Raw genomic sequence first — 21,958 nt, 5'->3', positions numbered from 1 at the left:
AAAAAGCGCACCTATATCCGCCCTCGAACGATCTGTTCTTATTCGAGCCGCCAAGAGGTTTTGCCGTGGGACATGGGAAACCGGCTGTGCGGCGTCCAACGTAAGGAAAGAGTGGGGAATCCATGAGCAAAGTTATCGGTATCGACCTTGGTACGACCAACTCCTGTGTCGCCGTGATGGACGGCGGCAAGCCCAAGGTTATCGAAAATTCGGAAGGTGCGCGCACGACGCCCTCCATCGTCGCCTTCACCAAGGACGGCGAACGCCTGATCGGCCAGCCTGCAAAGCGCCAGGCCGTGACTAATCCAGACAATACGCTTTTCGCGATCAAGCGCCTGATCGGCCGCCGTTTCGACGATCCCATGACCAAGAAGGACATGGAACTCGTCCCCTATGACATCGTCAAGGGCAAGAATGGCGATGCATGGGTCAAGGCCGGCGGCGAAGACTATTCTCCCAGCCAGGTTTCCGCCTTCATCCTGCAGAAGATGAAGGAAACCGCCGAAAGCTATCTCGGCGAAACCGTGACGCAGGCGGTCATCACCGTCCCTGCCTACTTCAACGACGCGCAGCGCCAGGCGACCAAGGATGCCGGCCAGATCGCGGGCCTTGAAGTGCTGCGCATCATCAACGAACCGACTGCCGCGGCGCTCGCCTATGGCATGGACAAGGAAGACGGCAAGACCATCGCCGTTTACGACCTTGGCGGCGGTACCTTCGACGTCTCCGTCCTCGAAATCGGTGACGGCGTGTTCGAAGTGAAGTCGACCAATGGCGACACCTTCCTGGGCGGTGAGGATTTCGACGGCGCGATCGTCGAATATCTGGCGGACCAGTTCAAGTCGAAGGAGAACATGGACCTCCGGACCGACAAGCTGGCCCTGCAGCGCCTCAAGGAAGCTGCGGAAAAGGCCAAGATCGAGCTCTCCAGCTCGCAGTCGACCGAAGTGAACCTGCCCTTCATCACCGCGCGCATGGAAGGTGGCTCGTCCACCCCGCTGCACCTGGTGGAGACCCTCAGCCGTGCGGACCTCGAAAAGCTGGTCGACAAGCTGATCCAGCGCACGCTGGAGCCGTGCAAGAAGGCTCTCGAGGACGCGGGCGTCACCAAGGACCAGATCGACGAGGTGATCCTCGTCGGCGGCATGACCCGCATGCCCAAGGTGCGCGAAGTGGTGGAGAAGTTCTTCGAAGCCAAGCCGCATACCGGTGTGAACCCCGATGAAGTCGTCGCCATGGGTGCTGCCATCCAGGCCGGCGTGCTGCAGGGTGACGTGAAGGACGTGCTGCTGCTCGACGTGACCCCGCTTTCGCTGGGTATCGAGACACTGGGCGGCGTGTTCACCCGCATGATCGACCGCAACACCACGATCCCGACCAAGAAGACCCAGACCTACTCCACCGCCGAGGACAACCAGAACGCGGTGACGATCAAGGTCTTCCAGGGCGAGCGCGAGATGGCGGCTGACAACAAGCTGCTGGGCAATTTCGACCTCGTCGGCATCCCGCCCGCGCCGCGCGGCGTGCCGCAGATCGAGGTGACTTTCGATATCGATGCCAACGGCATCGTGTCGGTGGCCGCCAAGGACAAGGGCACCGGCAAGGAACAGACCATCAAGATCCAGGCATCGGGCGGCCTGTCCGATTCCGATATCGACCAGATGGTCCAGGACGCCGAGAAGTTCGCCGAGGAAGACAAGAAGCGCCGCGCCTCCGCCGAAGCGCGCAACCAGGCCGATAGCCTGGTGCACACGACGGAGAAGCAGCTCGAAGAAAACGGCGACAAGGTCGATGCCGATACCAAGGCTGCCGTCGAGGCTGCCCTGGCCGAGGCGAAGACCGCGCTGGAAGGCGACGATGTCGATGCCATCAATGCCAAGGCGCAGGCGCTGACCGAAGCGGCCATGAAGATGGGCCAGCAGATCTACGAAAAGGAACAGGCCGCGGCCCAGTCCGAAGGTGGTGACGCCGGCGCAAATGCCGATGCTTCCTCCGATGACGAGGACGTTGTCGACGCCGAGTTCTCCGAAGTCGACGAAGACAACAACAAGGGTTGATTACCCAGATGCAAACCAGCACCGCCACCGATGCCCCCGCATCGGTGGCGGTCGGGTTTTGAGGGGGCCGCATGTCTGCGACCGAAGTCGATTTCTACTCTCTTCTCGAAGTCAGCCGCGATGCCGATGGCGACACCATCAAGCGTGCCTATCGCAAGCTGGCGATGAAGTACCACCCGGACCGCAATCCGGGCGATGACGAATGCGAAGCGCGTTTCAAGGCGATCAGCGTCGCCTATGATTGCCTGAAGGACCCGCAAAAGCGCGCCGCCTATGACCGCTATGGCCACGAGGCCTTCACCAGCGGCATGGCCGGCGGTGGCGGCGGGCCGGGCGGCGGCGCCGATTTCGGCGACCTGGGTGATATTTTCGAGACCATTTTTGGCAGCGCCTTCGGTGGCGGCGGCGGGCGTGCGCGCCCGCGGCGCGGGGCGGACCTGCGCTATGACATGGAGATCGGCCTGGAAGAGGCCTTCCATGGCAAGAATGCCGAGATCGAAGTGGAAGTTGCCACCGCCTGCGACACATGTTCGGGCAGCGGCGCCGCGCCGGGTACGTCCAAGCGCGGCTGCAATACCTGCAACGGTCATGGCAAGGTGCGCGCGCAGCAGGGCCTGTTCGTGATCGAGCGGCCGTGCCCGGTCTGCCACGGTCATGGCGAAGTGCTGGAGCAGCCATGCTCCGATTGTCGGGGCGAGGGACGGGTGGACCAGCTCCAGCGGCTCGATATCGAAATCCCGCCGGGCGTCGACAATGGCACGCGCATTCGCCTTGGCGGCAAGGGCGAGGCGGGGCCGATGGGCGCGCCTCCGGGTGATCTCTACATCTTCATCCATGTCCGCCCGCACACAGTGTTCGAGCGTGAGGGAACCGCGCTGTTCACCCGCATGCCGATCAGCTTCACCACGGCAGCCCTTGGCGGCTGCGTGGAAATCCCCGGCCTCGATGGCGAGACGCATAGCATCGATATTCCCGCCGGTATCCAGTCGGGCCGCCAGCTCCGGAAGCGTGGCGCGGGCATGCCCGTGCTGCAGGGCAGGGGGCGCGGCGACCTGGTGGTGGAAGTGGCGGTCGAAACGCCGACCAAGCTCTCCGCCCGCCAGAAGGAAATCCTGCGCGAGTTCAAGGAAACCGAGACGGGCGACGAATGCCCCGAAAGCCGCGGTTTCTTCGACCGGCTGAAGGACGCCTTTTCCGGCTAGGATCTCGCGAATCGACAGGGTGACGCTGCCGCGTTAGTCTCCCCGCCAAAAGATGGGGAGGATCAACCATGCGCAATGTCGCCCGTATCGCCTTGTTCGCCAGTGCTGCCGTCGGCGCCACCGCCGTCTGGGCGCAGCAGGATATGAGCGAGGTGGAAATCACCGCGCAAGAAGTCGCGCCCGGCATCGCCGTGCTGTTCGGCAATGGCGGCAATATCGGCGTTGCCTATGGTGAAGACGGCACCGTGCTGGTGGACGACCAGTTCGCCGAGCTTTCGGGCAAGATCCAGCAGGCGGTGGCCGATCTGGGTGCCAGCCCCACGCGCTTCCTCGTCAACACGCATTACCATTTCGACCATGCCGGCGGGAATGAGAACTTCGGCAATGCCGGGGCGACGATCGTCGCGCATGACAATGTCCGCAAACGCCTCGCCGATGGCAGCAATGTGCTGGGCAATGTGACGCCGCCCGCGCCCAAGGCGGCGCTGCCAGTCGTCACCTATGACAAGGGGATGAGTTTCCACCTGAATGGCGACGTGATCGACGTCATGTTCCTTGGCGGCGGCCATACCGATGGGGACAGCGTGGTGCGCTGGCGCAATGCGAACGTCGTCCATATGGGCGACATGTTCATGCATAATGCCGGCTGGCCCTTCATCGATGTGGGATCGGGCGGCAATGTCGAGCACCTGCTCAATTCGCTGGGCCAGGTGATCGCCATGACCGATGCCGAAACCGTGATCATTCCCGGCCATGGCGAAATCGCCACGCGCAGCGACCTGATGGCTTTCCGCACCATGGTGCAGACCGGCGTCGACCGGGTGAAGGCGCTGAAGGATGGTGGCTCCACGCTGGAGCAGGCGTTGGCTGCACGTCCGGTGGAGGGGCTGCGCAATGTGGATGGCGGCTTCATCGCCGACGACGCCTTCGTCACCGCCGTGTGGCAGAGCCTGGAGGCGCATAACCGCTAGGGCGTCATCGCCTTTACCTCGGCGCGGATACCGGAAATGAGCGAGGGATCGGCTCTCAGCCGCTCTTTCTCCTCGTCCAATATCGCCAGGAACAGTTCCTGCTTCATTGCACGGCATTCGCTATCGGGCATTGGCTCGGGCAGGGTGGAGCAGATCAAATCCACCATTCGCTCGGCGCCGTGGAGGCGGCCCCAGAGATAGTCGTTCTCGCGATAGGCGCGGCTGAAGAAGGCCCCGAAATTGTAGAACTCGATCCCGCGCAGGCAGGCTTCCGCCCCGCCGCCGCGAATGGCGCTGGCATCGTCCGGCGAGATGCGATCCACCTTGATCGGGTCGAACTCGGTCAGGCCCTCATTGCGCATCAGCGGCAGCGTGGCGACGTCGTAGAAAGGGAAGCCGAGATAGGCGAGCAGCATCTTGCGCCGCAGCGGCTGGCACATCTCCTCCAGCCCCTCGGCGAGGATTTCCTCGGCCTTGATGTCCACGCCGGCGAGGTCCCGCTTCTCCGCCAGATGATCGAGCACGGCGCCCGGATCGGTCAGTACGCTTTCGGTCAGCTCGGCAAAGCCCGGTCCCAGCGCCTCCTCGCCATCCCTCTCGAAATAGAGCGAGAGCACGCGGAAGAGCATTTCTCGCGCCTTGTCGCGATCAGCATCGGTGATTTCCGCATCATCCTCCCAATCGCGCGACAGGCGGCGGGTGAGCAGGCGCAACCGGCGAATGCGGAAGCCCAAATCATGTGCGCGCAGGAAGGCAATCGCCTCGTCGCTCGCCCCGCCTTTCGGGTTGGCGAGGCTGGCGAGGCCATTTGCCTCCAGATGCGCACGCAAGCGGCGGGCGATGGTCGGGTGGTCGGATAGCTGCGGGCCATTGCCATATTTGACGATCAGCCGCGCGAGCCGGTCGAGAATGCCGCTGAACTTTGCCTGCGCATAGGAGTGGAAGGAATAGCCCGCCTGCTCCGCCGCCGCCTGCTGCGCCTTTTCGCGCCAGTTGGCGAGGCGCTTGGTCGTGGGCCGGTCGAGGAAAAAGGTGCGGCCGAACAGCCTGTCCACCGCTCGCTCCACATCCGGACGCAAGGCGGCAAGGATATGCGCCATGCGCGTTGCTTCGCGCGACATGTTCTGAATCACTTCCAAATTGTCGCGGATCGGCTGTTCGCGCGGGATCGAGGAGACCGAGCCGAGGATCGCCTTGAAGAAGCCGACATCGGTGCGCCGCGCCCCCGTCCGCATGCGCCGGTCTGGCGTGGGATCGATATAGACGAAGCGCCGGTCCACCTCGCGCTGGGCCGGGCGGTCCTTCAGTGCATCGAGCGCTTCGGAGAAGGGCGCATTGACCAGAACCGAGCCATCGACCAGCGACACGCCGCCCAGTTCCTGGTCCCGCACATGAACCGGCATCACCCTCTGCAGGAATTGCGCTCGATTGTCCCAGGCAAGGCCGCGCAGGTCCGCGAGTTGATCGATCTCCTCCAGCTTCAGGGGAGGAAAAGCGCCGGGAAAGCTCGCAGTGGACCGTGCCGCAAGCGTCAGCTCCAGCGGATTGGCGAGCGAGATGCCCGATTGCGCCGGAACGCGGGCGCGGAAGCCGATCGGCAGGCGATGCTCGCTCTCCTCCACCAGCGGCGGAGAATGGAGTTGCAGCGCTTGCAGATAGCCGTGGAAGTCGGTGGCGGTGACGAACAAATCCATCGGATGGCCCGCCGGAAGCAATGGATCACCCGCCGGAGCCTGCTCCATCGCGGCAAGCGCATCGGCCAAAAGGCCCGAAAAGCCGATCCCGGAAAAAGGCGGCTGGAACCAGCGGCTGCGGACAAAGCGAGCCAGCTTCTTGCGCACCTCGCGCCGCATTTCGGGCGCGACGCTCTCCTGCACCACGCTGTTCGGGCGCGATAGCAGGTAGCGCACGACTGGCGGCGCCCAGAATTTTGCCACCCAGGTCCACAATTGTGCTTCGGGGTCGAGCAGCCGGTCTACATCAGCGTTCTTGAGCCACAAATCCGTCAGCGGATCGAGCGACTGGCCCGAATGCACTGCCTGCGCAAGGAACACGGCATTGATCCCGCCTGCGCTCGCCCCGGTGAGGATGTCGGGCAGAACGCGCAGCCGTATCTGCTGCTCGCTCTCCACCCGCTCCAGCAACCGGCGATAGATCCGCTCACCCGGCGTCAGCTCCCCCACACCGGAATGGAAGGAGCGGCTGGCGCGCGTCAGCTTCCAGATCTCCTTGGTGACGCCATGCATGTAGACCGCCAGGCTGATCCCGCCGTAGCAGATAAGGGCAATGCGGAGTTCCTTCTGGCGCATTCCCCATGTCTGGCGCGGGGAAAGAGCAAAGGCAATTGCGTTCCACCTATGTTCTGGTTATTCGTCCACCATGGCAAAGCCCAAACGCAAATATGTCTGCACCGAATGCGGCAGCGTGTCGCACCGCTGGCAGGGGCAATGCCCCGATTGCGCGGAATGGAACACGCTGGTGGAGGAGGCGCCCGAAACCAAGTTCGCCGCCAAGCATGACCTTTCCAGCGGGGGCAGGGCGATCATTTTCGAATCGCTCGACATGCCCACCAAGCCATTGGCGCGCACCACTACGGGCCTTGCCGAATTCGACCGCGCTTTGGGTGGCGGGGTCGTGCCGGGAAGCGCGATCCTCATGGGTGGCGAGCCGGGCATCGGCAAGTCGACACTGCTGCTGCAAGCCGCCGCCGCCATCGCCCGCGCGGGCAAGGATGCGGTCTATGTCAGCGGGGAGGAGGCGACCGGGCAGGTGCGCATGCGCGCCGGGCGGCTGGGCCTTGCCGATGCGCCGATCCGCCTCGCCGCCGCGACGTCGGTGCGCGATATCCTCACCACTTTGGCCGACGGTACGCCGCCTGCCTTGCTGGTGGTCGATTCGATCCAGACCATGCATTCGGACATGATCGAAGGCGCGCCCGGAACGGTCAGCCAGGTGCGCGCCTCCGCTTTCGAGCTGATCCGCTACGCCAAGGAAAACGGCGTGGCACTGGTGCTGGTCGGCCATGTCACCAAGGACGGCAACATCGCCGGGCCGCGCGTGCTCGAACACATGGTCGATGTTGTGATGAGCTTCGAGGGTGAACGCAGCCACCAGTACCGCATATTGCGTGCGCTCAAGAACCGCTTCGGTGCTGTGGACGAGATCGGCGTATTCGCGATGGAAGGCGACGGCCTGGCCGAGGTTTCCAACCCCTCAATGCTGTTCCTTTCGGGGCGTGAGGAGCCGGTGGCGGGCAGCGCGGTCTTCCCGGCGCTGGAAGGCACGCGGCCCGTACTTGTGGAAATCCAGGCGCTGATCGTGCGGCTGCAATCGGGCGCGACGCCGCGCCGGTCGGTGGTTGGTTGGGAATCGAGCAGGCTTGCCATGCTACTGGCGGTGCTCGAATCGCGCTGCGGGCTCAATTTTTCCTCGGCTGAGGTCTATCTCAATGTCGCAGGCGGATATCGCCTGTCCGATCCCGCCGCAGACCTTGCGGTGGCCGCCGCGTTGGTCTCGGCATTGGCGGACAAGCCGCTGCCCCTGCGCAGCGTGTGGTTCGGCGAAGTCTCGCTTTCGGGAGAGATTCGCCCCGTTGCCCATTCGAACCTGCGGGTGAAGGAATCGGCCAAGCTCGGCTTCGATCAGGCATGCGGCCCGGCGGATGACGGGCAGAGTGTTGCAAAACTGCGCTATTCGGGAATATCCGGGCTCATGGCACTCGTTGACCGGGTGATGGCAACCGCATAATCTGAAATACGACATGAACGCTTTCGACATTATCGTGCTGATTATTCTCGGCATCGCGGCCATTGGCGGTTTCCTGCGTGGATTCGTGCAGGAGGTTCTCTCGCTTGCGGCCTGGGGCGTGGCGATTGCCGCGATCTACTTCCTCCACACCGACCTTACGGCGCTGATCTTCCAGTATATCGGCACGCCGGTGGCGGCGTCGCTTCTGGCCTTCGCCTTCCTGCTGCTGATTCCCTATGTCGCCATGCGCATGATCGCCCGGCGCGCGGGTGATGGTGCGCGCAATTCGCTGCTCGGCCCGATCGACCGCGTGCTGGGCTTCGGCTTCGGCGCAGTGAAGGGCATGATCATCGTGGTGATGGCCTTCTCCATGCTGGCGCTGGGTTATGACACGGCGTGGGGCGTTGCCGGGAGGCCGGCATGGATGACGACCGCGCGCACCTATCCCTTCGTCAATGCCAGTGCAGAGGCGATGGTGAAGCTGATCGAGGAGCGGCGCGCGGTGCTGAATGGCGAGGGATGATGAGCGCGGAGAAGCTCTATACGCCCGAATTGCTGGCTCTGACTGTCGAACTGGCCGGATGGCCGGCGATGGAGAACCTGCCGTTCCATGGCGAAGCGCGCTCCACGACTTGCGGCAGCACGCTCGCGCTCGACGTGTCGCTGGATGACACCGGGCGGATCGAAACGCTGGGCATGCGTGTGCGGGCATGCGCGGTAGGGCAGGCCTCCGCCGCCATTTTCGCGCGCCATGCCAAGGGTATGAACCTTGAAGAAATGCTCGCCGCGCATGACCGGATCGAGGGCTGGCTGGATGGCGAGGCGCCCATTGCCGAATGGCCCGACCTCGTCCTGATCGCTCCCGCACGTGACTATCCGGCGCGCCACGGCGCAATAATCTTGCCGTGGAAGGCCGCCATATCGGCACTATCCAGCGCACCCGCTGCAAGCTAGGCACCATTCCTTACGGAAAGTCGGGGGGAAGTGATGGCAACGGACAGCCAGGGTGTGCAGCATGAACCCAGCGCGAAGGAAGTGCGGCTCGTTATCGCAGCATCCTCTGCGGGCACGGTGTTCGAATGGTATGACTTCTTCATCTACGGCACGCTCGCTACGCTGATCGGGCAGGCCTTCTTCCCGGCCGATAACGAGACGCTGTCGATCCTGCTCGTCTGGGCGGGTTTCGCGGTCGGCTTCGGTTTCCGTCCGCTGGGTGCGATCCTGTTCGGCTATCTGGGCGACAAGCTGGGGCGGAAATACACTTTCCTCGTCACGGTGACGCTGATGGGCATTGCGACCGCTGGCGTTGGCCTTGTGCCGGGCGCCGAGACCATCGGCCTGTGGGCACCCGCCATCGTGCTGCTCTTCCGGGTGTTGCAGGGCCTTGCTCTGGGCGGCGAATATGGTGGCGCGGCGATCTATGTTGCCGAGCATGCCCCGGCCGAAAAGCGCGGCCTTTACACCAGCTTCATTCAGGCGAGCGTGGTGGGCGGTTTCGTCCTTTCCATCATCGTGGTGATTGCCTGCCGCACGCTGATCCCGGCCGAGGAATTCAATGCCTGGGGCTGGCGGGTGCCGTTCCTGCTGTCCATCGTGCTGCTGCTGATCAGCCTGTGGATGCGCATGAAGCTGTCCGAAAGCCCGGTGTTCCAGGCGATGAAGGCGGAAGGCAAGATGTCCGCCAACCCGTTCAAGGAAAGCTTCACCTATCCCGGCAACCACAAGCGCATCTTCATCGCGCTGTTCGGCATCACCGGCATCCTGACCACGATCTGGTACACCGCCTTCTTCAGCGGCCTTTCCTTCCTGCGCGGACCGATGCGGATGGAGAATTCGCTGGTCGAATGGATCCTGCTGATCGCCGGTCTCGTGGCGATGAGTTTCTACATCGTCGTCGGCAAGTGGTCGGACAGGGTGGGGCGCAAGAAGCCCATCGTGCTGGGCGCGGGGCTGACCCTGGTGCTGCTCTTCCCGGTCTTCTGGGGCATTGGCGCGCTCGCCAATCCAGGCCTGCAGGAAAGCGCGCGGGCGGCTCCGGTGACGGTGGCGGGACCGGAGTGCAGCTTCGATCCTTTTGCCGAGGTGCAGGATAGCGATTGCGGCAAGCTGCTGGAGGATCTGACCAGCCTCGGCATTCCCTATGATATCGCCGATGCGGGATCGGAAACCGTCGCGCTGCAAGTGGGCGCCACCAGCCATGCAATGAATGGCGAGGGGGCGATCGCTTGGGACGATGCTGTCTCCCGCCGAGGTCAGGTGCAGCAATGGCTGGAGGAGGCGGGGTACGACTTCTCCCGCCAGACGCCGCCGCTGCTCAACATATTGGGAATTATCGCCCTGTTGCTGGTACTGGGAATGCTTTCGGCGCTGACATATGGCTCGGTCGCTGCGCTGCTGACCGAGATGTTTCCGCCGCAGATCCGTTACTCTTCCATGTCCATCCCCTATCATATCGGCGCAGGCTATCTCGGCGGGTTCCTGCCGCTGATCGCCGGTTTCATCGTCGCGACGACCGGCAATGCCTATGCCGGCCTGTGGTATACGTGGGCGGTGGTTGCCTTCGGGCTGGTCGTGGCCTGGTGGGGCCTGCCGGACGGGCCGCCACGCGATTTCTCCGATGAGCATAGCTGAGCCGCCCCCCGCCACGCTGCGGCTGCGGATCGACCGGGAGGCGCTGGCGGATAACTGGCGCGCGCTCGCGCGGCTTTCCGGCAAGGCCAAGGCCGGGGCGGCGGTGAAGGCCGACGCCTATGGGATCGGTATCGATCACGCCGTGCCGACCCTGCGCAATGCCGGTTGCGAGATCTTCTTCGTCGCGCATTGGGGTGAAGTGACCGCACTGTTGCCGCACGTCCCGGCAGGGCAAGTCGCCGTGCTGCATGGCGTTGGCTCCGCTCAAGAGGCGCAATATGCCCGCGCCACAGGTGCGATCCCCGTCATCGACAGCCTGAAGCAGGCTGCGCTGTGGCAGGAGAGCGGGGGAGGGCGCTGCCACCTGATGGTCGATACCGGCATCAACCGCCTTGGCATTGCCCCGTCCGAAGCGGGCGATCCGGCGGTTGCCGCGCTGGAGGTCGACGTGCTTATGTCGCACCTCGCCTCCGCCGATGAGGACGTGCTGCTCAATGCCTTGCAGCTGGAGCGTTTCAGCGAAGTCGCCCCTCTCATCTCCCACAAGGCGCTCAGCCTCGCCAACAGTGCGGGGATTGCGTTGGGTAGTGACTATGCCTTCGACCTGACGCGCCCGGGCCTTGCGCTTTATGGCGGCATCCCGCGGCCAGAACTGGAAGGCGTCATTCGCCAGGTCGCTTTTCCCGAAGCCGCGGTCATCCAGCGCCGCCGCATCTCGGCGGGTGACAGCGTGGGTTACAACGCCCTGTTCACGGCAACACGAGAGATGGAAGTCGCCACCGTCTCCATCGGCTATGCCGACGGCTTCCTGCGTTCGCGCGGGCCGGGCACAATGCTGCACTTTGAAGGCCACCCGCTTCCCGTGATCGGCCGCGTTTCGATGGATATGATCGTGGTGGATTGCAGCACCTGCGAAACCCTGCGCGAAGGCGATTTCCTCGCCATTCCCTTTGCTTTGCCGCAGGTCTCCGCTGCATCGGGCCTGTCGCAATATGAGCTGCTCACGACCTTGGGATCGCGCTTCGATCGCTGTACCTGAATCGCACAGGCGAATGTCCATGATTGCCATGCCGATGTTGCAGGTGCTAAGCGCTTAGCAATCGCAAAAAGCAGGGAAGCGTCGGCCATGGCCTCCAAGAACGACAAGGGCGACGAGCCCATCATTATCAAGAAATACGCCAACCGGCGCCTCTACAACACCCAGTCCTCCAGCTACATCACGCTGGACGATCTGGCGCGGATGACGCGCGAAGGCGTGGATTTCCAGGTGCTGGACGCCAAGACCGGCAGCGACATCACCCATGCCATCCTGACCCAGATCATCATGGAGGAAGAGGCGAGCGGAGAGCAGATGCTGCCCGTCAGCTTCCTGCGCCAGCTGATCTCCATGTATGGCAATTCGATGCAGGCGATGATGCCGTCCTATCTCGAAGCGACGATGGACAATTTCCGCGCCAATCAGGCCAATCTGCAGGAAGCCTTTAAATCGAGCATGGGCCCCGATGCCTTTGCCAAGATGGCCGAAACCAACATGGCGATGTTCCAGGCCGCGGCCGAAGCCTTCATCCCCAAGGGCGGCAAGGCGGCCAAGCCCGCTGCCGGCGACGATGATGATCTGGACGAACTGCGCGCGCAGATGAAGGCGATGCAGGACAAGCTGGACAAGATGGGCGACTGAGCCGCCCCGGCCAGCCTCCAGCCTCCAGCCACCTACAATCCACACAACTCAGCCCTCGACTTGTCGCCCCCATGGCGGCAAGGGGAGGGCGATTGTCATTTCAGCAGGGTAATTGCCACCGCCATGTCCGCCATCCGCCACGCCTTGAACACGAAGCGCGAAGACGATTTCGCCGCCTGGTACCAGGAGGTGATCTCCGCCGCCGACATGGCCGAGGAGTCGGGTGTGCGCGGCTGCATGGTTATCAAGCCGTGGGGCTATGGCATCTGGGAACGCATCCAGCGCCTGATGGATGACCGGATCAAGGCGGCAGGCGTGCAGAACTGCTATTTCCCGATCTTCATCCCGCTCGCCAATTTTGAGCGTGAGGCGGAGCATGTCGAAGGCTTTGCCAAGGAAATGGCCGTGGTGACGCATCACCGCCTGATCGCTGACGGCAAGGGCGGGCTGATCCCCGATCCCGAAGCCAAGCTGGAAGAGCCGCTGGTGGTGCGCCCGACCTCCGAAACGATCATCGGCGATGCCATGGCGCGCTGGATCCAGAGCTGGCGCGACCTGCCGCTGCTGACCAATCAGTGGGCCAATGTCGTGCGCTGGGAAATGCGCACCCGCATGTTCCTGCGCACCAGCGAATTCCTCTGGCAGGAAGGCCATACCGCCCATGCGACCCGAGAGGATGCGCTGGAAGAAACGCACCGCGCGCTGGAAATGTATCGCGCTTGCGCCGAGGATGACCTCGCCATGCCCGTGATCGCTGGCGAGAAGCCGGAGAATGAGCGTTTTCCGGGCGCGGACGAAACCTGGTCGATCGAGGCGATGATGCAGGACGGCAAGGCGCTGCAGGCCGGCACCAGCCATTATCTCGGCACCAATTTCGCCCATGCGGCGGGCATCAAGTATCAGGACAAGGAAGGCGGCGAGCAGTTCTGCCACACGACCAGCTGGGGCGTCTCCACGCGCCTCGTCGGCGGCATCATCATGACGCATGGCGACGATGACGGGCTGCGCGTGCCGCCGAAGATCGCGCCGCATCAGATCGTCATCCTTCCCATGCTGCGCGACAAGCCCGAGGATGGGGCCGTGCTCGCCTATTGTGAGGAAGTACGCGCCGCTCTCGCCGACCAGTCCGCGCTGGGCGAACCGATGCGCGTGCTGCTCGACAAGACGCCGGGCAAGGCGGCGGGCAAGCGCTGGGACTGGGTCCGCAAGGGCGCGCCGATCATCGTCGAAGTCGGTCCGCGCGACATGGAGAACGGCAAGCTCGCCGTGCTGCGCCGCGACCGGCTGTGGAATCCTGACAACGGCAAGCCCAATTTCGACTTCGCCGACCGCGATGCCTTCATCGGTGGCGCAGCGGACATGCTGGGCGAGATCCAGCAGGCGCTGTTTGCCGAGGCGCGCGAACGTCGCGATGCGAACATTACGCGCGGCGTCACCAGCATGGACGAGGTCGCGGCGCACTTCGCCGAGGACAAGCGCTATCCGGGCTGGGTCGAAGTCGAATGGTCGAAGCCGAGTGGCGAGACGCTGGATAAGGTGGTCGAGCAGCTGAAGGCGCTCAAGCTCACCCTGCGCAATGTCCCGCGCGGTGGCGAAGCGGCGAGCGGCACCTGCATCTTCACCGGCGAACCGGCGGTCGAGCGGGTCTTGGTCGCGCGCGCCTATTGATCTTGCGGCAGGCCATATCCTGCGCATAGGATTGCCTATGCGCATCCTGCCCCTGCTCGCCATCCTGATCGCCGCGCCCGTCGCTGCGCAGGACGATCCCGCCGCCCCCGTTTCCGAACAGCGCCTTCGCGCCGATGTGGAGGCCATGGTTGCCTTCGGCACGCGCCACACTTTGTCCGATCCCGACGATCCGGAGCGCGGCATTGGCGCCGCGCGGCGCTGGGGCACGGCGGAGTTCGAGGCGATATCAGCGGCCTGCGGCGGGTGCCTCGAGATCGTCCATCCCGAGCGGGTCGTCACCGGCGACCGCATTCCCGAAGGCGTGCTGATCCAGAACGTCGTCGCCATCCAGCGCGGCAGCGAACGGCCTAACGAGGTCGTCATCGTGCAGGGCCATATCGACAGCCGCGTGTCGAACGTGATGGATGCGGTGAGCGATGCGCCGGGCGCGAATGACAATGCCAGCGGCAGCGCGCTGGTGTTGGAGGCGGCGCGTGTCCTTAGCCAGCGGCAATACCCGACCACGGTAGTCTACGCGCTGCTCTCGGGCGAGGAGCAGGGTCTGTTCGGCGGTCACCTGATGGCGGATTACGCGCTGGAGCAGGGCTGGACGGTGAAGGCCGTGCTCAACAACGATGTGGTCGGCGGCTCCTGCGGATCGGACGGCACTTGCGACAATGCGCATGTGCGCGTCTTCTCCGAAGGCGTGCGCGCCGATGCGGACGATGCCACGCGCGCAGCGATGCGCAGCCGAGGCGGGGCGAATGACAGCCCCAGCCGCAATATCTCGCGCTGGCTGGACGGGTTGGCGGCGGACTATCCCGACGGCCTCGACGTGCGCCAGACCTGGCGCAGCGACCGCATGGGGCGGGGCGGGGACCACCTCCCGTTCCTCGAACGCGGATTGCCCGCGATCCGCTTCTCGGTCGCGATCGAGGATTACGAGCACCAGCACCAGGACCTGCGCGTCGAGGATGGCACCACTTACGGCGACACGGTGGACGAGATGGACTTCCCCTACCTCGCTGAGGTGACGAAGCTGAATATCCGCGCGCTGGATAGGCTTGCTCGCGCACCGATGCCTCCAATGGTGGAAGTGGACGGGATCGTCAGGCCCGACGTTGGTCTGCTGATCCACCAGGTGCAAGGCGCTGCCAGCTATGACGTATGGTACCGCCCCACCGACGCGCGCGATTGGCAATGGCGCGCCAATATCCGCCCGGAAGACATGCCCGAAGGCAGGCGAGACGATCCCATCGACGTGGTTCTCTATCCCGAACGCGGGGACGACTGGATATTCGGTGTCAGCTCAGTCGCCGCAGACGGAAGCTCCAGCCCGGTGACAAGCGGCGTGCCGGGTGGCGATTTCTACCCGCTGGCGGGCGAATAGCGGGAAAGCTTGTCTTTTTGCGCCCCTGCGCCCACATCGCAGGACATGCCATCGCGCCCTAAAAACCCCCACAAATTCGTCGGCCTGCCCAGCAAGGAGCAGGTGCTCGACTTCGTCAAATCGTCCGAAACCACTGTCGGCAAGCGGGAAATCGCCAAGCATTTCCGGCTGAAGGGACAGGAAAAGATCGCCTTGAAGGCCTTGCTCAAGGACATGGCCGAGGAAGGGCTGATCGACGGGAAGAAGAGCGCCTTCCACCGCATGGGCGGCGTGCCCAAGGTCACCGTGCTGCGCGTGGTCGAGATCGACGAGGGCGAGCCTGTGGCGATCCCCGAAAGCTGGCAGCCCGACGATGCGACACCGCCGCCGCGCTTGCGCGTGATCGAGAAAAAGAAGCAATCCGCCCTTCGCGTGGGTGACCGAATTCTTGCCCGTACCGAGGAAGCGGGACGCGGGTGGCTCGCCCATCCGATGAAGAAACTGCCTTCGCAGGAAGGCGCGATGCTGGGCGTGATCGAGATCGACCGTTCGGGCAAGGGCTGGCTGGCGCCCGTGGACAAGAAGATCCGCAATGCCTCGCCCGTCTCCGACCTTGGCGGGGCTGAGGAAGGGCAGTTGGTTCTCGCCGAACCCGCCGGCCGCTCACCGCGATCGGGCGTCAAGGTGATCGAGGTGCTGGGCGACCCACTCGCCCCGCGCTCCTACAGCCTGATCGCGATCCACAAGTTCGGCATCCCGCACACATTCTCCGACCTCGTGCTGAAGGAAGCGAGTTCGGCGGCGCGCCTGACGCTGTCCGAGGAGAAGCGCGAGGATTTGCGCCATATCCCGATCCTCGCCATCGACCCCGCGGATGCGCGCGACCATGACGATGCGATCTATGCCGCGCCGGACGGGAAGGGTGGCTTCAACGCACTCGTCGCGATTGCCGACGTGTCCTACTATGTCCGTCCCGGTGGCGCGTTGGACCGCGAGGCGCGGCGGCGCGGCAATTCGGTCTATTTCCCCGACCGCGTCGTGCCCATGCTGCCCGAAGTGCTCTCTGCCGATGCCTGTTCGCTCAGGCAGGACGAGCCGCGCGCGGCCATGGTCTGCCACATGCATATCTCCGCCGATGGCCTCGTCAGCGACTGGCGTTTCAGCCGCGCGATTGTGAAGATCGCGGAGAACATCGCCTATGAGGATGCGCAGGCACGGATCGACACGGGCAAGGCGGACGACAATCTCAAGAACCTGTTTGCTTGCTGGAAGGTGCTCGAAAGTGCGCGCAGCGACCGCGATCCGCTGGAGCTGGAACTGCCCGAACGCCGCGTGATGCTGGACGAGCAGGGCCGGATTGCGGAGATCGCCGTGCGCGACCGGCTCGATGCGCATCGCGTGGTCGAGGATTTCATGATCGCCGCCAATGTCGCGGCGGCCAAGGCGCTGGAGGCGAAGGCCAGCCCGGTAGTCTATCGCATCCACGAACCGCCCACGCGCGAAAAGCTGATCGCGCTGAAGGAATATTTCGATTCGATCGGCAAGAATCTGGCGCTGGGGCAGGTGGTCACGCCCGGCCTGTTCAACCGCATGATGAAGGATATCGTTGACGAGGGCGAGAAGGCGCTGGTGATGGAGGCGGTGCTGCGCAGCCAGACGCAGGCCTATTACGGGCCGAAGAATGCGGGGCATTTCGGCCTCGCGCTCGGCTCCTATGCCCACTTCACATCGCCCATCCGCCGCTATGCCGACTTGCTGGTGCATCGCGCGCTGGTGGAGGCCTATGGCCTGGAACAGCCCAAGCCCGATGCGAAGCTGGACCTGCCGCCGAAGACCGGCCTGTCCGAACAGGACCGCGACGACCTGACCAAGATCACCGACGCGATCTCCATCACCGAACGCCGCGCGATGGAGGCGGAGCGCGATACGATCGACCGCTATGTTGCCGCATGGCTCTCGGGCCGTGTAGGCGAGGTGTTCGATTGCCGCATCACCGGCGTGCAGAAGTTCGGCTTCTTCGCCACCATCGTGAAGCTGGGCGGGGACGGGCTGGTGCCGGTCTCCTCACTGGGCCGCGAATATTTCCGCCATGACGAGGGTGCACAGGCGCTGATCGGCGAGGATAGCGGCCAGCGCTATACGGTGGGCGACACGCTGAAGCTCAAGCTGGCGGAGGCCAATCCGCTGACCGGCGCGCTGAAATTCGAGCCCGTCGATGCCGATGGCCAGCCGATCGAGCCGCGCGGCAGCCGCCCGCAGCGAAAGCCTCGCGGCCCGCGCAAGGACAGGCAGGGCAAGCACATGGTCGGGAAACGCGGCCGTCCCGGCAATATCCGCCACCAGGGGCGGGGAAAGCGGAAGTAACAACATCCTCCCTGTCGCGAAGCGATGGGGAGGTGGTGGCGCGCAGCGCTGATGGAAGGGCCTTTACACAGGGTTGGCCCACGGCCCCACCACCACCCTTCGGGCGGTCCCCCTCCCCATGCCTTCGGCACAGGGAGGAAGTTCTAGCTCAACCGGTCGATCTCTTCCTCGGAAAGCCCGCCCGGCACGATAAAGAGCGGGCAGGGCAGCTGGCCCACACAGGCGGAGAAATGCGCCACCAGCGGACCGGGAGGGCCTTCCGCCGCCGCGCCCAGCACCAGCGCCGCGACTTCCGGGTGCTCGCCGAGATATTCGGTAATCACCGCCTTGCCGTCGCCCACGCGCACGGCGATCTGCGGCATCTTGCCGCTTTCGCTCATCAATTCGCCGGCGGCGCTGTTGGCCAGCACCTCCGCCCGGTCGCGCGCTTCTTCCTCGATCGTGGCTTGCACACCGCCGAATGCGTTAAAGGCCTGCTTGGGCACCAAAGCCAGCAGATGGACGATGCCGCCAGTCTTGGCGGCACGCCGTGCGGCGAAGCGCAAGGCGACGCGCGCCTCCTCCGTCTCGTCGATGATTGTCAGGTAAACGCGCATTATTATTCTCTCCCCCGAAGGCCGGGAAATATCGTTCGATACCGCCTTTCGCGCAAGGTCCTTGCTTGTGACGCACAAATTGGCTTTAGACGCCTTGATATCGCGCTCACTCATTCGACGCTGGAAGGAAACGCGCCAGACCATGCCGATTGCCATCAAGATGCCCGCCCTTTCCCCCACGATGGAGGAAGGAACGCTCAGCAAGTGGCTGGTGAAAGTGGGCGACCAGGTTTCCGCCGGGGATATCATGGCGGAGATCGAGACCGACAAGGCGACCATGGAATTCGAAGCCGTGGATGAAGGCGTGATCGCCCATATCCAGGTGGAAGAAGGCACGGAAGGCGTGCAGGTCGGCACCGTGATCGCCACTCTGGCCGAGGAAGGCGAGGATGCCGCATCGGTCGCGCCCGCTGGCGGTGGCGCTGCCGCTCCTTCGCCCGCTCCCGCTCCGGTCGAGGAAAAGGCCGCCGCACCGGCTCCCGCGCCTTCGCCGACGCCCGCTCCCGCACCGGCCCCTGCCGCATCGGGCAGCCGCATCGTCGCTTCGCCGCTGGCCAAGCGGATTGCCGAACAGAAGGGCATCGACCTGTCGACCGTGAAGGGCTCCGGCCCCAATGGCCGCATCGTGAAGGCCGATGTCGAGGGCGCGAAGCCCGGCGCGGCCGCTCCCGCCGCGGCCCCGATTGCCGCGCCTGCCGAAGCGCAGGATTTCGGCATCCCGCACGAGGTCGAAAAGCTTTCCGGAATGCGCAAGACCATCGCGCGCCGCCTGACCGAATCGAAGCAGCAGATCCCGCACATCTACCTCACGGTGGACATCCAGCTCGACAAGCTGCTCAAGCTGCGCAGCGAGATCAACGCATCGCTCGAATCGCAGGGCGTGAAGCTCTCGGTGAACGACCTCTTGATCAAGGCGCTGGCCAAGGCGCTGGTCGCCGTGCCGGTCTGCAATGTGCAGTTTGCGGGCGACACGCTGCTCAAGTTCAGCCGTGCCGATATCTCGGTCGCCGTCTCCATCGATGGCGGGCTGATCACGCCGATCATCAAGGATGCGGGCAACAAGACGGTCTCGGCCATCTCGACCGAAATGAAGGACCTTGCGGGCCGCGCTCGCGAAGGCAAGCTGGCGCCAGAGGAATACCAGGGCGGCACCGCCTCGCTCTCCAACATGGGCATGTTCGGTATCAAGCAGTTCGAAGCCGTCATCAACCCGCCGCAGGCGATGATCATGGCGATCGGCGCGGGCGAGAAGCGCCCCTATGTCGTCGACGACAGCCTGCAAATCGCCACGGTGATGAGCGCCACCGGCAGCTTCGATCACCGCGCCATCGACGGTGCGGACGGCGCGCAGCTGATGAAGGTGTTCAAGGAGCTGATCGAGAACCCGCTGGGGCTGCTGGCCTAGGCTTTCCTACAAGCCGGCGATGCTGCCATGGCCGAGGTTTCGTCAAAGGTGTGCAAAGTGAATTTGTTCTGCGATCTGTCAACTTCGCAAGAGAGCGGTAAACTTCTGACACTGCGGTATAATTCTGTCGAATCCGGGATCGTCACGATGTCAACTTCGTCAATTTCGCGGGACCGATTTTGACCGAGGCGGAGATCCATGCGGGCCGCGATCCGGCCATTCGCGTCACCGCCATGCCGCGCGACACCAATGCCTATGGTGACATCTTTGGGGGTTGGCTGGTCTCGATCATGGACAATGCCGCCGGTCTCACCGCGGCGCGCCACTCGCGCGGGCGGGCGGTGACGGTGGCGATGGACGGCATGCAGTTCCTCCAGCCCGTGAAGGTCGGCTGCGAGGTTTCGGTCTATACCGAGATCGAGAAGGTCGGCCGCAGCAGCATGGTCATCGCCGTGGAAGCCTGGCGGCGCGAACGGCATACCGAAAACGCCGTCAAGGTCACCCAGGCCAAGTTCACCTTCGTCGCCGTCGACGATAGCGGGCGACCGCGCCCGATAGAAGCATAGGAGCATACCCAGTGGCCAACAGCTACGACGTCATCGTTCTCGGTTCCGGTCCCGGCGGCTATGTCGCCGCCATCCGCTGCGCGCAGCTGGGGCTGAAGACCGCCATTGTGGAGCGTGAGCTGCTGGGCGGCATCTGCCTCAACTGGGGCTGCATTCCCACCAAGGCGCTGCTGCGCTCGGCGGAGATCTTCCACTATATGCAGCATGCCGGCGATTACGGGTTGAAGGTGAAGGAGATCGAGGCCGATCTCGACGCGGTGGTGAAGCGTTCGCGCGGCGTGGCGAAGCAGCTCAACCAGGGCGTCACGCACCTGATGAAGAAGAACAAGATCACCGTGCATATGGGGGTAGGGACCATGACCGGCCCGACCTCGCTGACGGTGAAGGGCGAGAAGGGCGAGGAGAAGCTCACCGCCAAGCATGTGATTGTCGCCACAGGTGCGCGGGCCCGCGACCTGCCCTTCGCCCCGGCGGACGGCAAGCGTGTTTGGACCTATCGCCATGCGATGACGCCTTCGGAAATGCCGAAGAAGCTGCTGGTCATCGGCTCCGGCGCGATCGGCATCGAATTTGCCAGCTTCTACAACGATATGGGCGTGGACGTGACCGTGGTCGAGATGCTCGACCGGATCGTGCCGGTGGAAGATGCGGACATCTCCACCTTCCTCGAAAAGAGCCTCACCAAGCAGGGCATCGCCATCAAGACGGGCGCCGGGGTGGAGGAGCTGAAGGTCTCCGACAAGGGCGTGACCGCCAAGATCAAGACCAAGGACGGCAAGGTCGAAACCACCGAGTTCAGCCACTGCATCACCGCCATCGGCATCGTCCCGAACACCGAGAATATCGGGATCGACAAGCTGGTGGAGATGGATCGCGGCTTCATCCAGATCGATCCCTATGGCCGCACCAAGACCAAGGGACTGTGGGCGATCGGCGATTGCACGCCCGGCCCGTGGCTAGCACACAAGGCGAGCCATGAAGGCGTGACCTGTGCGGAAGCGATCGCGCAGGAACTGGGCAACAAGGACGTGCATCCGCACCCGCTCGACCGCAATGCCATCCCCGGCTGCACCTATTGCCATCCGCAGGTGGCATCTGTCGGGATGACCGAGGCGAAGGCGAAGGAAGCCGGCTACAAGGTCAATGTCGGCACCTTCCCCTTCATCGGCAATGGCAAGGCCATCGCGCTGGGAGAGCCCGAGGGCATCATCAAGACCGTGTTCGATGCCAAGACCGGAGAGCTGCTGGGCGCCCACATGTGCGGTGCCGAAGTGACCGAGCTGATTCAGGGCTACACGGTCGGCAAGGTGCTGGAGACGACCGAGGCGGAACTGATGCAGACCGTCTTCCCGCATCCGACGCTGAGCGAGATGCTGCATGAAAGCGTGCTCGCCGCCTACGGACGCGCGCTGCATATCTGAGCCCGGCAAACCACCTGGTGGCAACCGGTAGGAATCAGGTGAGGGAAGGGTAGGATCCTTGCGCGGCCCGTGCGAAGGTCTATGACGCGAAACGGGCTTCGTACGGATAACGCCAATGCGCGACAGAAAACATAGTCATTACCACGACCTTGAACGCAAGCCGCAGAAGGAGAGCTTTCGCAAGGCATACGGCAAGAACGACCGCAGCTTCGGCATCGGCAAGTTGTTGCTGCTGGTGGTCGCCGCCGCCGTACTTGGCGCGGCGATCAGCGTTCTGACCTGA

Annotated in this window: 18 protein-coding genes; 16 read left to right on the top strand and 2 right to left on the bottom strand. The window is 64.0% G+C overall.

Annotation, left to right across the window (positions count from 1 at the left end):
* The first annotated feature begins 122 nt into the window (after positions 1-122).
* The 3 genes from dnaK (at position 123) to E5222_RS07190 (ending at position 4,230) form a co-directional block, all read left to right on the top strand.
* Positions 123-2,057: a molecular chaperone DnaK gene (dnaK, locus tag E5222_RS07200; protein WP_136693098.1), complete on the top strand. Its 1,935-nt coding sequence runs from the start codon at positions 123-125 to the stop codon at positions 2,055-2,057.
* Between the two features lie 71 nt (positions 2,058-2,128).
* Positions 2,129-3,259 carry a molecular chaperone DnaJ gene (gene dnaJ / locus E5222_RS07195; RefSeq protein ID WP_136693097.1) on the top strand — a complete coding sequence of 377 codons (1,131 nt, stop codon included), beginning with the start codon at positions 2,129-2,131 and terminating at the stop codon, positions 3,257-3,259.
* Between the two features lie 68 nt (positions 3,260-3,327).
* Complete coding sequence (locus E5222_RS07190) at positions 3,328-4,230, top strand: MBL fold metallo-hydrolase (RefSeq protein ID WP_136693096.1); 903 nt, start codon at positions 3,328-3,330, stop codon at positions 4,228-4,230.
* On the opposite strand, the gene E5222_RS07185 is transcribed toward E5222_RS07190, so the two are convergent.
* Positions 4,227-6,539, bottom strand: a complete 2,313-nt coding sequence (locus tag E5222_RS07185) for a patatin-like protein (RefSeq protein WP_136693095.1) — start codon at positions 6,537-6,539, stop codon at positions 4,227-4,229. The two genes, E5222_RS07190 and E5222_RS07185, sit on opposite strands and share 4 nt — an antisense overlap.
* Before the next feature lie 70 nt (positions 6,540-6,609).
* Here E5222_RS07185 and radA point away from each other — a divergent pair, with 70 nt between their 5' ends.
* The 9 genes from radA (at position 6,610) to E5222_RS07140 (ending at position 17,687) form a co-directional block, all read left to right on the top strand.
* Positions 6,610-7,977 (top strand): DNA repair protein RadA, encoded by a 1,368-nt coding sequence (gene radA, locus E5222_RS07180; protein ID WP_136693094.1) that lies wholly within the window; start codon positions 6,610-6,612, stop codon positions 7,975-7,977.
* 13 nt (positions 7,978-7,990) lie between these two features.
* Positions 7,991-8,500: a CvpA family protein gene (locus E5222_RS07175; RefSeq protein ID WP_136693093.1), complete on the top strand. Its 510-nt coding sequence runs from the start codon at positions 7,991-7,993 to the stop codon at positions 8,498-8,500.
* A complete protein-coding gene (locus tag E5222_RS07170; RefSeq protein ID WP_136693092.1) occupies positions 8,500-8,931 on the top strand; it encodes an iron-sulfur cluster assembly scaffold protein in 432 nt (143 codons plus the stop codon). The genes E5222_RS07175 and E5222_RS07170 overlap by 1 nt, the downstream gene beginning before the upstream one ends.
* Before the next feature lie 33 nt (positions 8,932-8,964).
* Complete coding sequence (locus tag E5222_RS07165) at positions 8,965-10,608, top strand: MFS transporter (protein ID WP_136693091.1); 1,644 nt, start codon at positions 8,965-8,967, stop codon at positions 10,606-10,608.
* Complete coding sequence (gene alr, locus E5222_RS07160) at positions 10,595-11,647, top strand: alanine racemase (protein ID WP_136693090.1); 1,053 nt, start codon at positions 10,595-10,597, stop codon at positions 11,645-11,647. Before E5222_RS07165 ends, alr begins: the two co-directional genes overlap by 14 nt.
* An 87-nt stretch (positions 11,648-11,734) precedes the next feature.
* Positions 11,735-12,286, top strand: a complete 552-nt coding sequence (phaR, locus tag E5222_RS07155; RefSeq protein ID WP_136693089.1) for a polyhydroxyalkanoate synthesis repressor PhaR — start codon at positions 11,735-11,737, stop codon at positions 12,284-12,286.
* Between the two features lie 123 nt (positions 12,287-12,409).
* A complete protein-coding gene (proS, locus tag E5222_RS07150; RefSeq protein ID WP_136693088.1) occupies positions 12,410-13,954 on the top strand; it encodes a proline--tRNA ligase in 1,545 nt (514 codons plus the stop codon).
* Between the two features lie 37 nt (positions 13,955-13,991).
* Complete coding sequence (locus E5222_RS07145) at positions 13,992-15,344, top strand: M28 family peptidase (protein WP_136693087.1); 1,353 nt, start codon at positions 13,992-13,994, stop codon at positions 15,342-15,344.
* Positions 15,345-15,389: 45 nt separating this feature from the next.
* Positions 15,390-17,687 (top strand): ribonuclease R family protein, encoded by a 2,298-nt coding sequence (locus E5222_RS07140; protein WP_136693086.1) that lies wholly within the window; start codon positions 15,390-15,392, stop codon positions 17,685-17,687.
* 143 nt (positions 17,688-17,830) lie between these two features.
* Here the strand turns inward: E5222_RS07140 and E5222_RS07135 are convergent, their stop codons facing one another.
* The gene (locus tag E5222_RS07135; protein ID WP_136693085.1) at positions 17,831-18,283 is read right to left on the bottom strand and encodes a universal stress protein; all 453 of its coding nucleotides are present in this window, start codon (positions 18,281-18,283) and stop codon (positions 17,831-17,833) included.
* Positions 18,284-18,425: 142 nt separating this feature from the next.
* Between E5222_RS07135 and E5222_RS07130 the strand changes: the two genes are divergently transcribed.
* The 4 genes from E5222_RS07130 (at position 18,426) to E5222_RS16520 (ending at position 21,958) form a co-directional block, all read left to right on the top strand.
* The gene (locus E5222_RS07130) at positions 18,426-19,688 is read left to right on the top strand and encodes a pyruvate dehydrogenase complex dihydrolipoamide acetyltransferase (protein WP_136693084.1); all 1,263 of its coding nucleotides are present in this window, start codon (positions 18,426-18,428) and stop codon (positions 19,686-19,688) included.
* 233 nt (positions 19,689-19,921) lie between these two features.
* On the top strand, positions 19,922-20,254 hold the full coding sequence (locus E5222_RS07125; RefSeq protein ID WP_136693776.1) for an acyl-CoA thioesterase: 333 nt from the start codon (positions 19,922-19,924) through the stop codon (positions 20,252-20,254).
* An 11-nt stretch (positions 20,255-20,265) separates the two neighbouring features.
* Positions 20,266-21,675 carry a dihydrolipoyl dehydrogenase gene (lpdA, locus tag E5222_RS07120; protein ID WP_136693083.1) on the top strand — a complete coding sequence of 470 codons (1,410 nt, stop codon included), beginning with the start codon at positions 20,266-20,268 and terminating at the stop codon, positions 21,673-21,675.
* Between the two features lie 115 nt (positions 21,676-21,790).
* On the top strand, positions 21,791-21,958 hold the full coding sequence (locus E5222_RS16520) for a hypothetical protein (protein WP_169053516.1): 168 nt from the start codon (positions 21,791-21,793) through the stop codon (positions 21,956-21,958).

Origin of the sequence: Alteraurantiacibacter aquimixticola (genome assembly GCF_004965515.1) — a bacterium.
GTDB classification, from domain to species: Bacteria; Pseudomonadota; Alphaproteobacteria; order Sphingomonadales; family Sphingomonadaceae; genus Alteraurantiacibacter; species Alteraurantiacibacter aquimixticola.
Note: the sequence above shows the minus strand (reverse complement) of the source record. Positions and strands in the feature narration are given on the sequence as shown.

Bases quoted from the DNA above. Each gene is read 5' to 3' on its own strand.
- radA (WP_136693094.1), top strand. From the start codon at position 6,610: ATGGCAAAGCCCAAACGCAAATATGTCTGCACCGAATGCGGCAGCGTG.
- E5222_RS07190 (WP_136693096.1), top strand. From the start codon at position 3,328: ATGCGCAATGTCGCCCGTATCGCCTTGTTCGCCAGTGCTGCCGTCGGC.
- dnaK (WP_136693098.1), top strand. From the start codon at position 123: ATGAGCAAAGTTATCGGTATCGACCTTGGTACGACCAACTCCTGTGTC.
- E5222_RS07135 (WP_136693085.1), bottom strand. From the start codon at position 18,283: ATGCGCGTTTACCTGACAATCATCGACGAGACGGAGGAGGCGCGCGTC.
- proS (WP_136693088.1), top strand. From the start codon at position 12,410: ATGTCCGCCATCCGCCACGCCTTGAACACGAAGCGCGAAGACGATTTC.
- alr (WP_136693090.1), top strand. From the start codon at position 10,595: ATGAGCATAGCTGAGCCGCCCCCCGCCACGCTGCGGCTGCGGATCGAC.
- E5222_RS07145 (WP_136693087.1), top strand. From the start codon at position 13,992: ATGCGCATCCTGCCCCTGCTCGCCATCCTGATCGCCGCGCCCGTCGCT.
- E5222_RS07165 (WP_136693091.1), top strand. From the start codon at position 8,965: ATGGCAACGGACAGCCAGGGTGTGCAGCATGAACCCAGCGCGAAGGAA.
- E5222_RS07140 (WP_136693086.1), top strand. From the start codon at position 15,390: ATGCCATCGCGCCCTAAAAACCCCCACAAATTCGTCGGCCTGCCCAGC.
- E5222_RS07130 (WP_136693084.1), top strand. From the start codon at position 18,426: ATGCCGATTGCCATCAAGATGCCCGCCCTTTCCCCCACGATGGAGGAA.
- phaR (WP_136693089.1), top strand. From the start codon at position 11,735: ATGGCCTCCAAGAACGACAAGGGCGACGAGCCCATCATTATCAAGAAA.
- E5222_RS07170 (WP_136693092.1), top strand. From the start codon at position 8,500: ATGAGCGCGGAGAAGCTCTATACGCCCGAATTGCTGGCTCTGACTGTC.
- E5222_RS07125 (WP_136693776.1), top strand. From the start codon at position 19,922: ATGCCGCGCGACACCAATGCCTATGGTGACATCTTTGGGGGTTGGCTG.
- E5222_RS07185 (WP_136693095.1), bottom strand. From the start codon at position 6,539: ATGCGCCAGAAGGAACTCCGCATTGCCCTTATCTGCTACGGCGGGATC.
- dnaJ (WP_136693097.1), top strand. From the start codon at position 2,129: ATGTCTGCGACCGAAGTCGATTTCTACTCTCTTCTCGAAGTCAGCCGC.
- E5222_RS16520 (WP_169053516.1), top strand. From the start codon at position 21,791: ATGCGCGACAGAAAACATAGTCATTACCACGACCTTGAACGCAAGCCG.
- E5222_RS07175 (WP_136693093.1), top strand. From the start codon at position 7,991: ATGAACGCTTTCGACATTATCGTGCTGATTATTCTCGGCATCGCGGCC.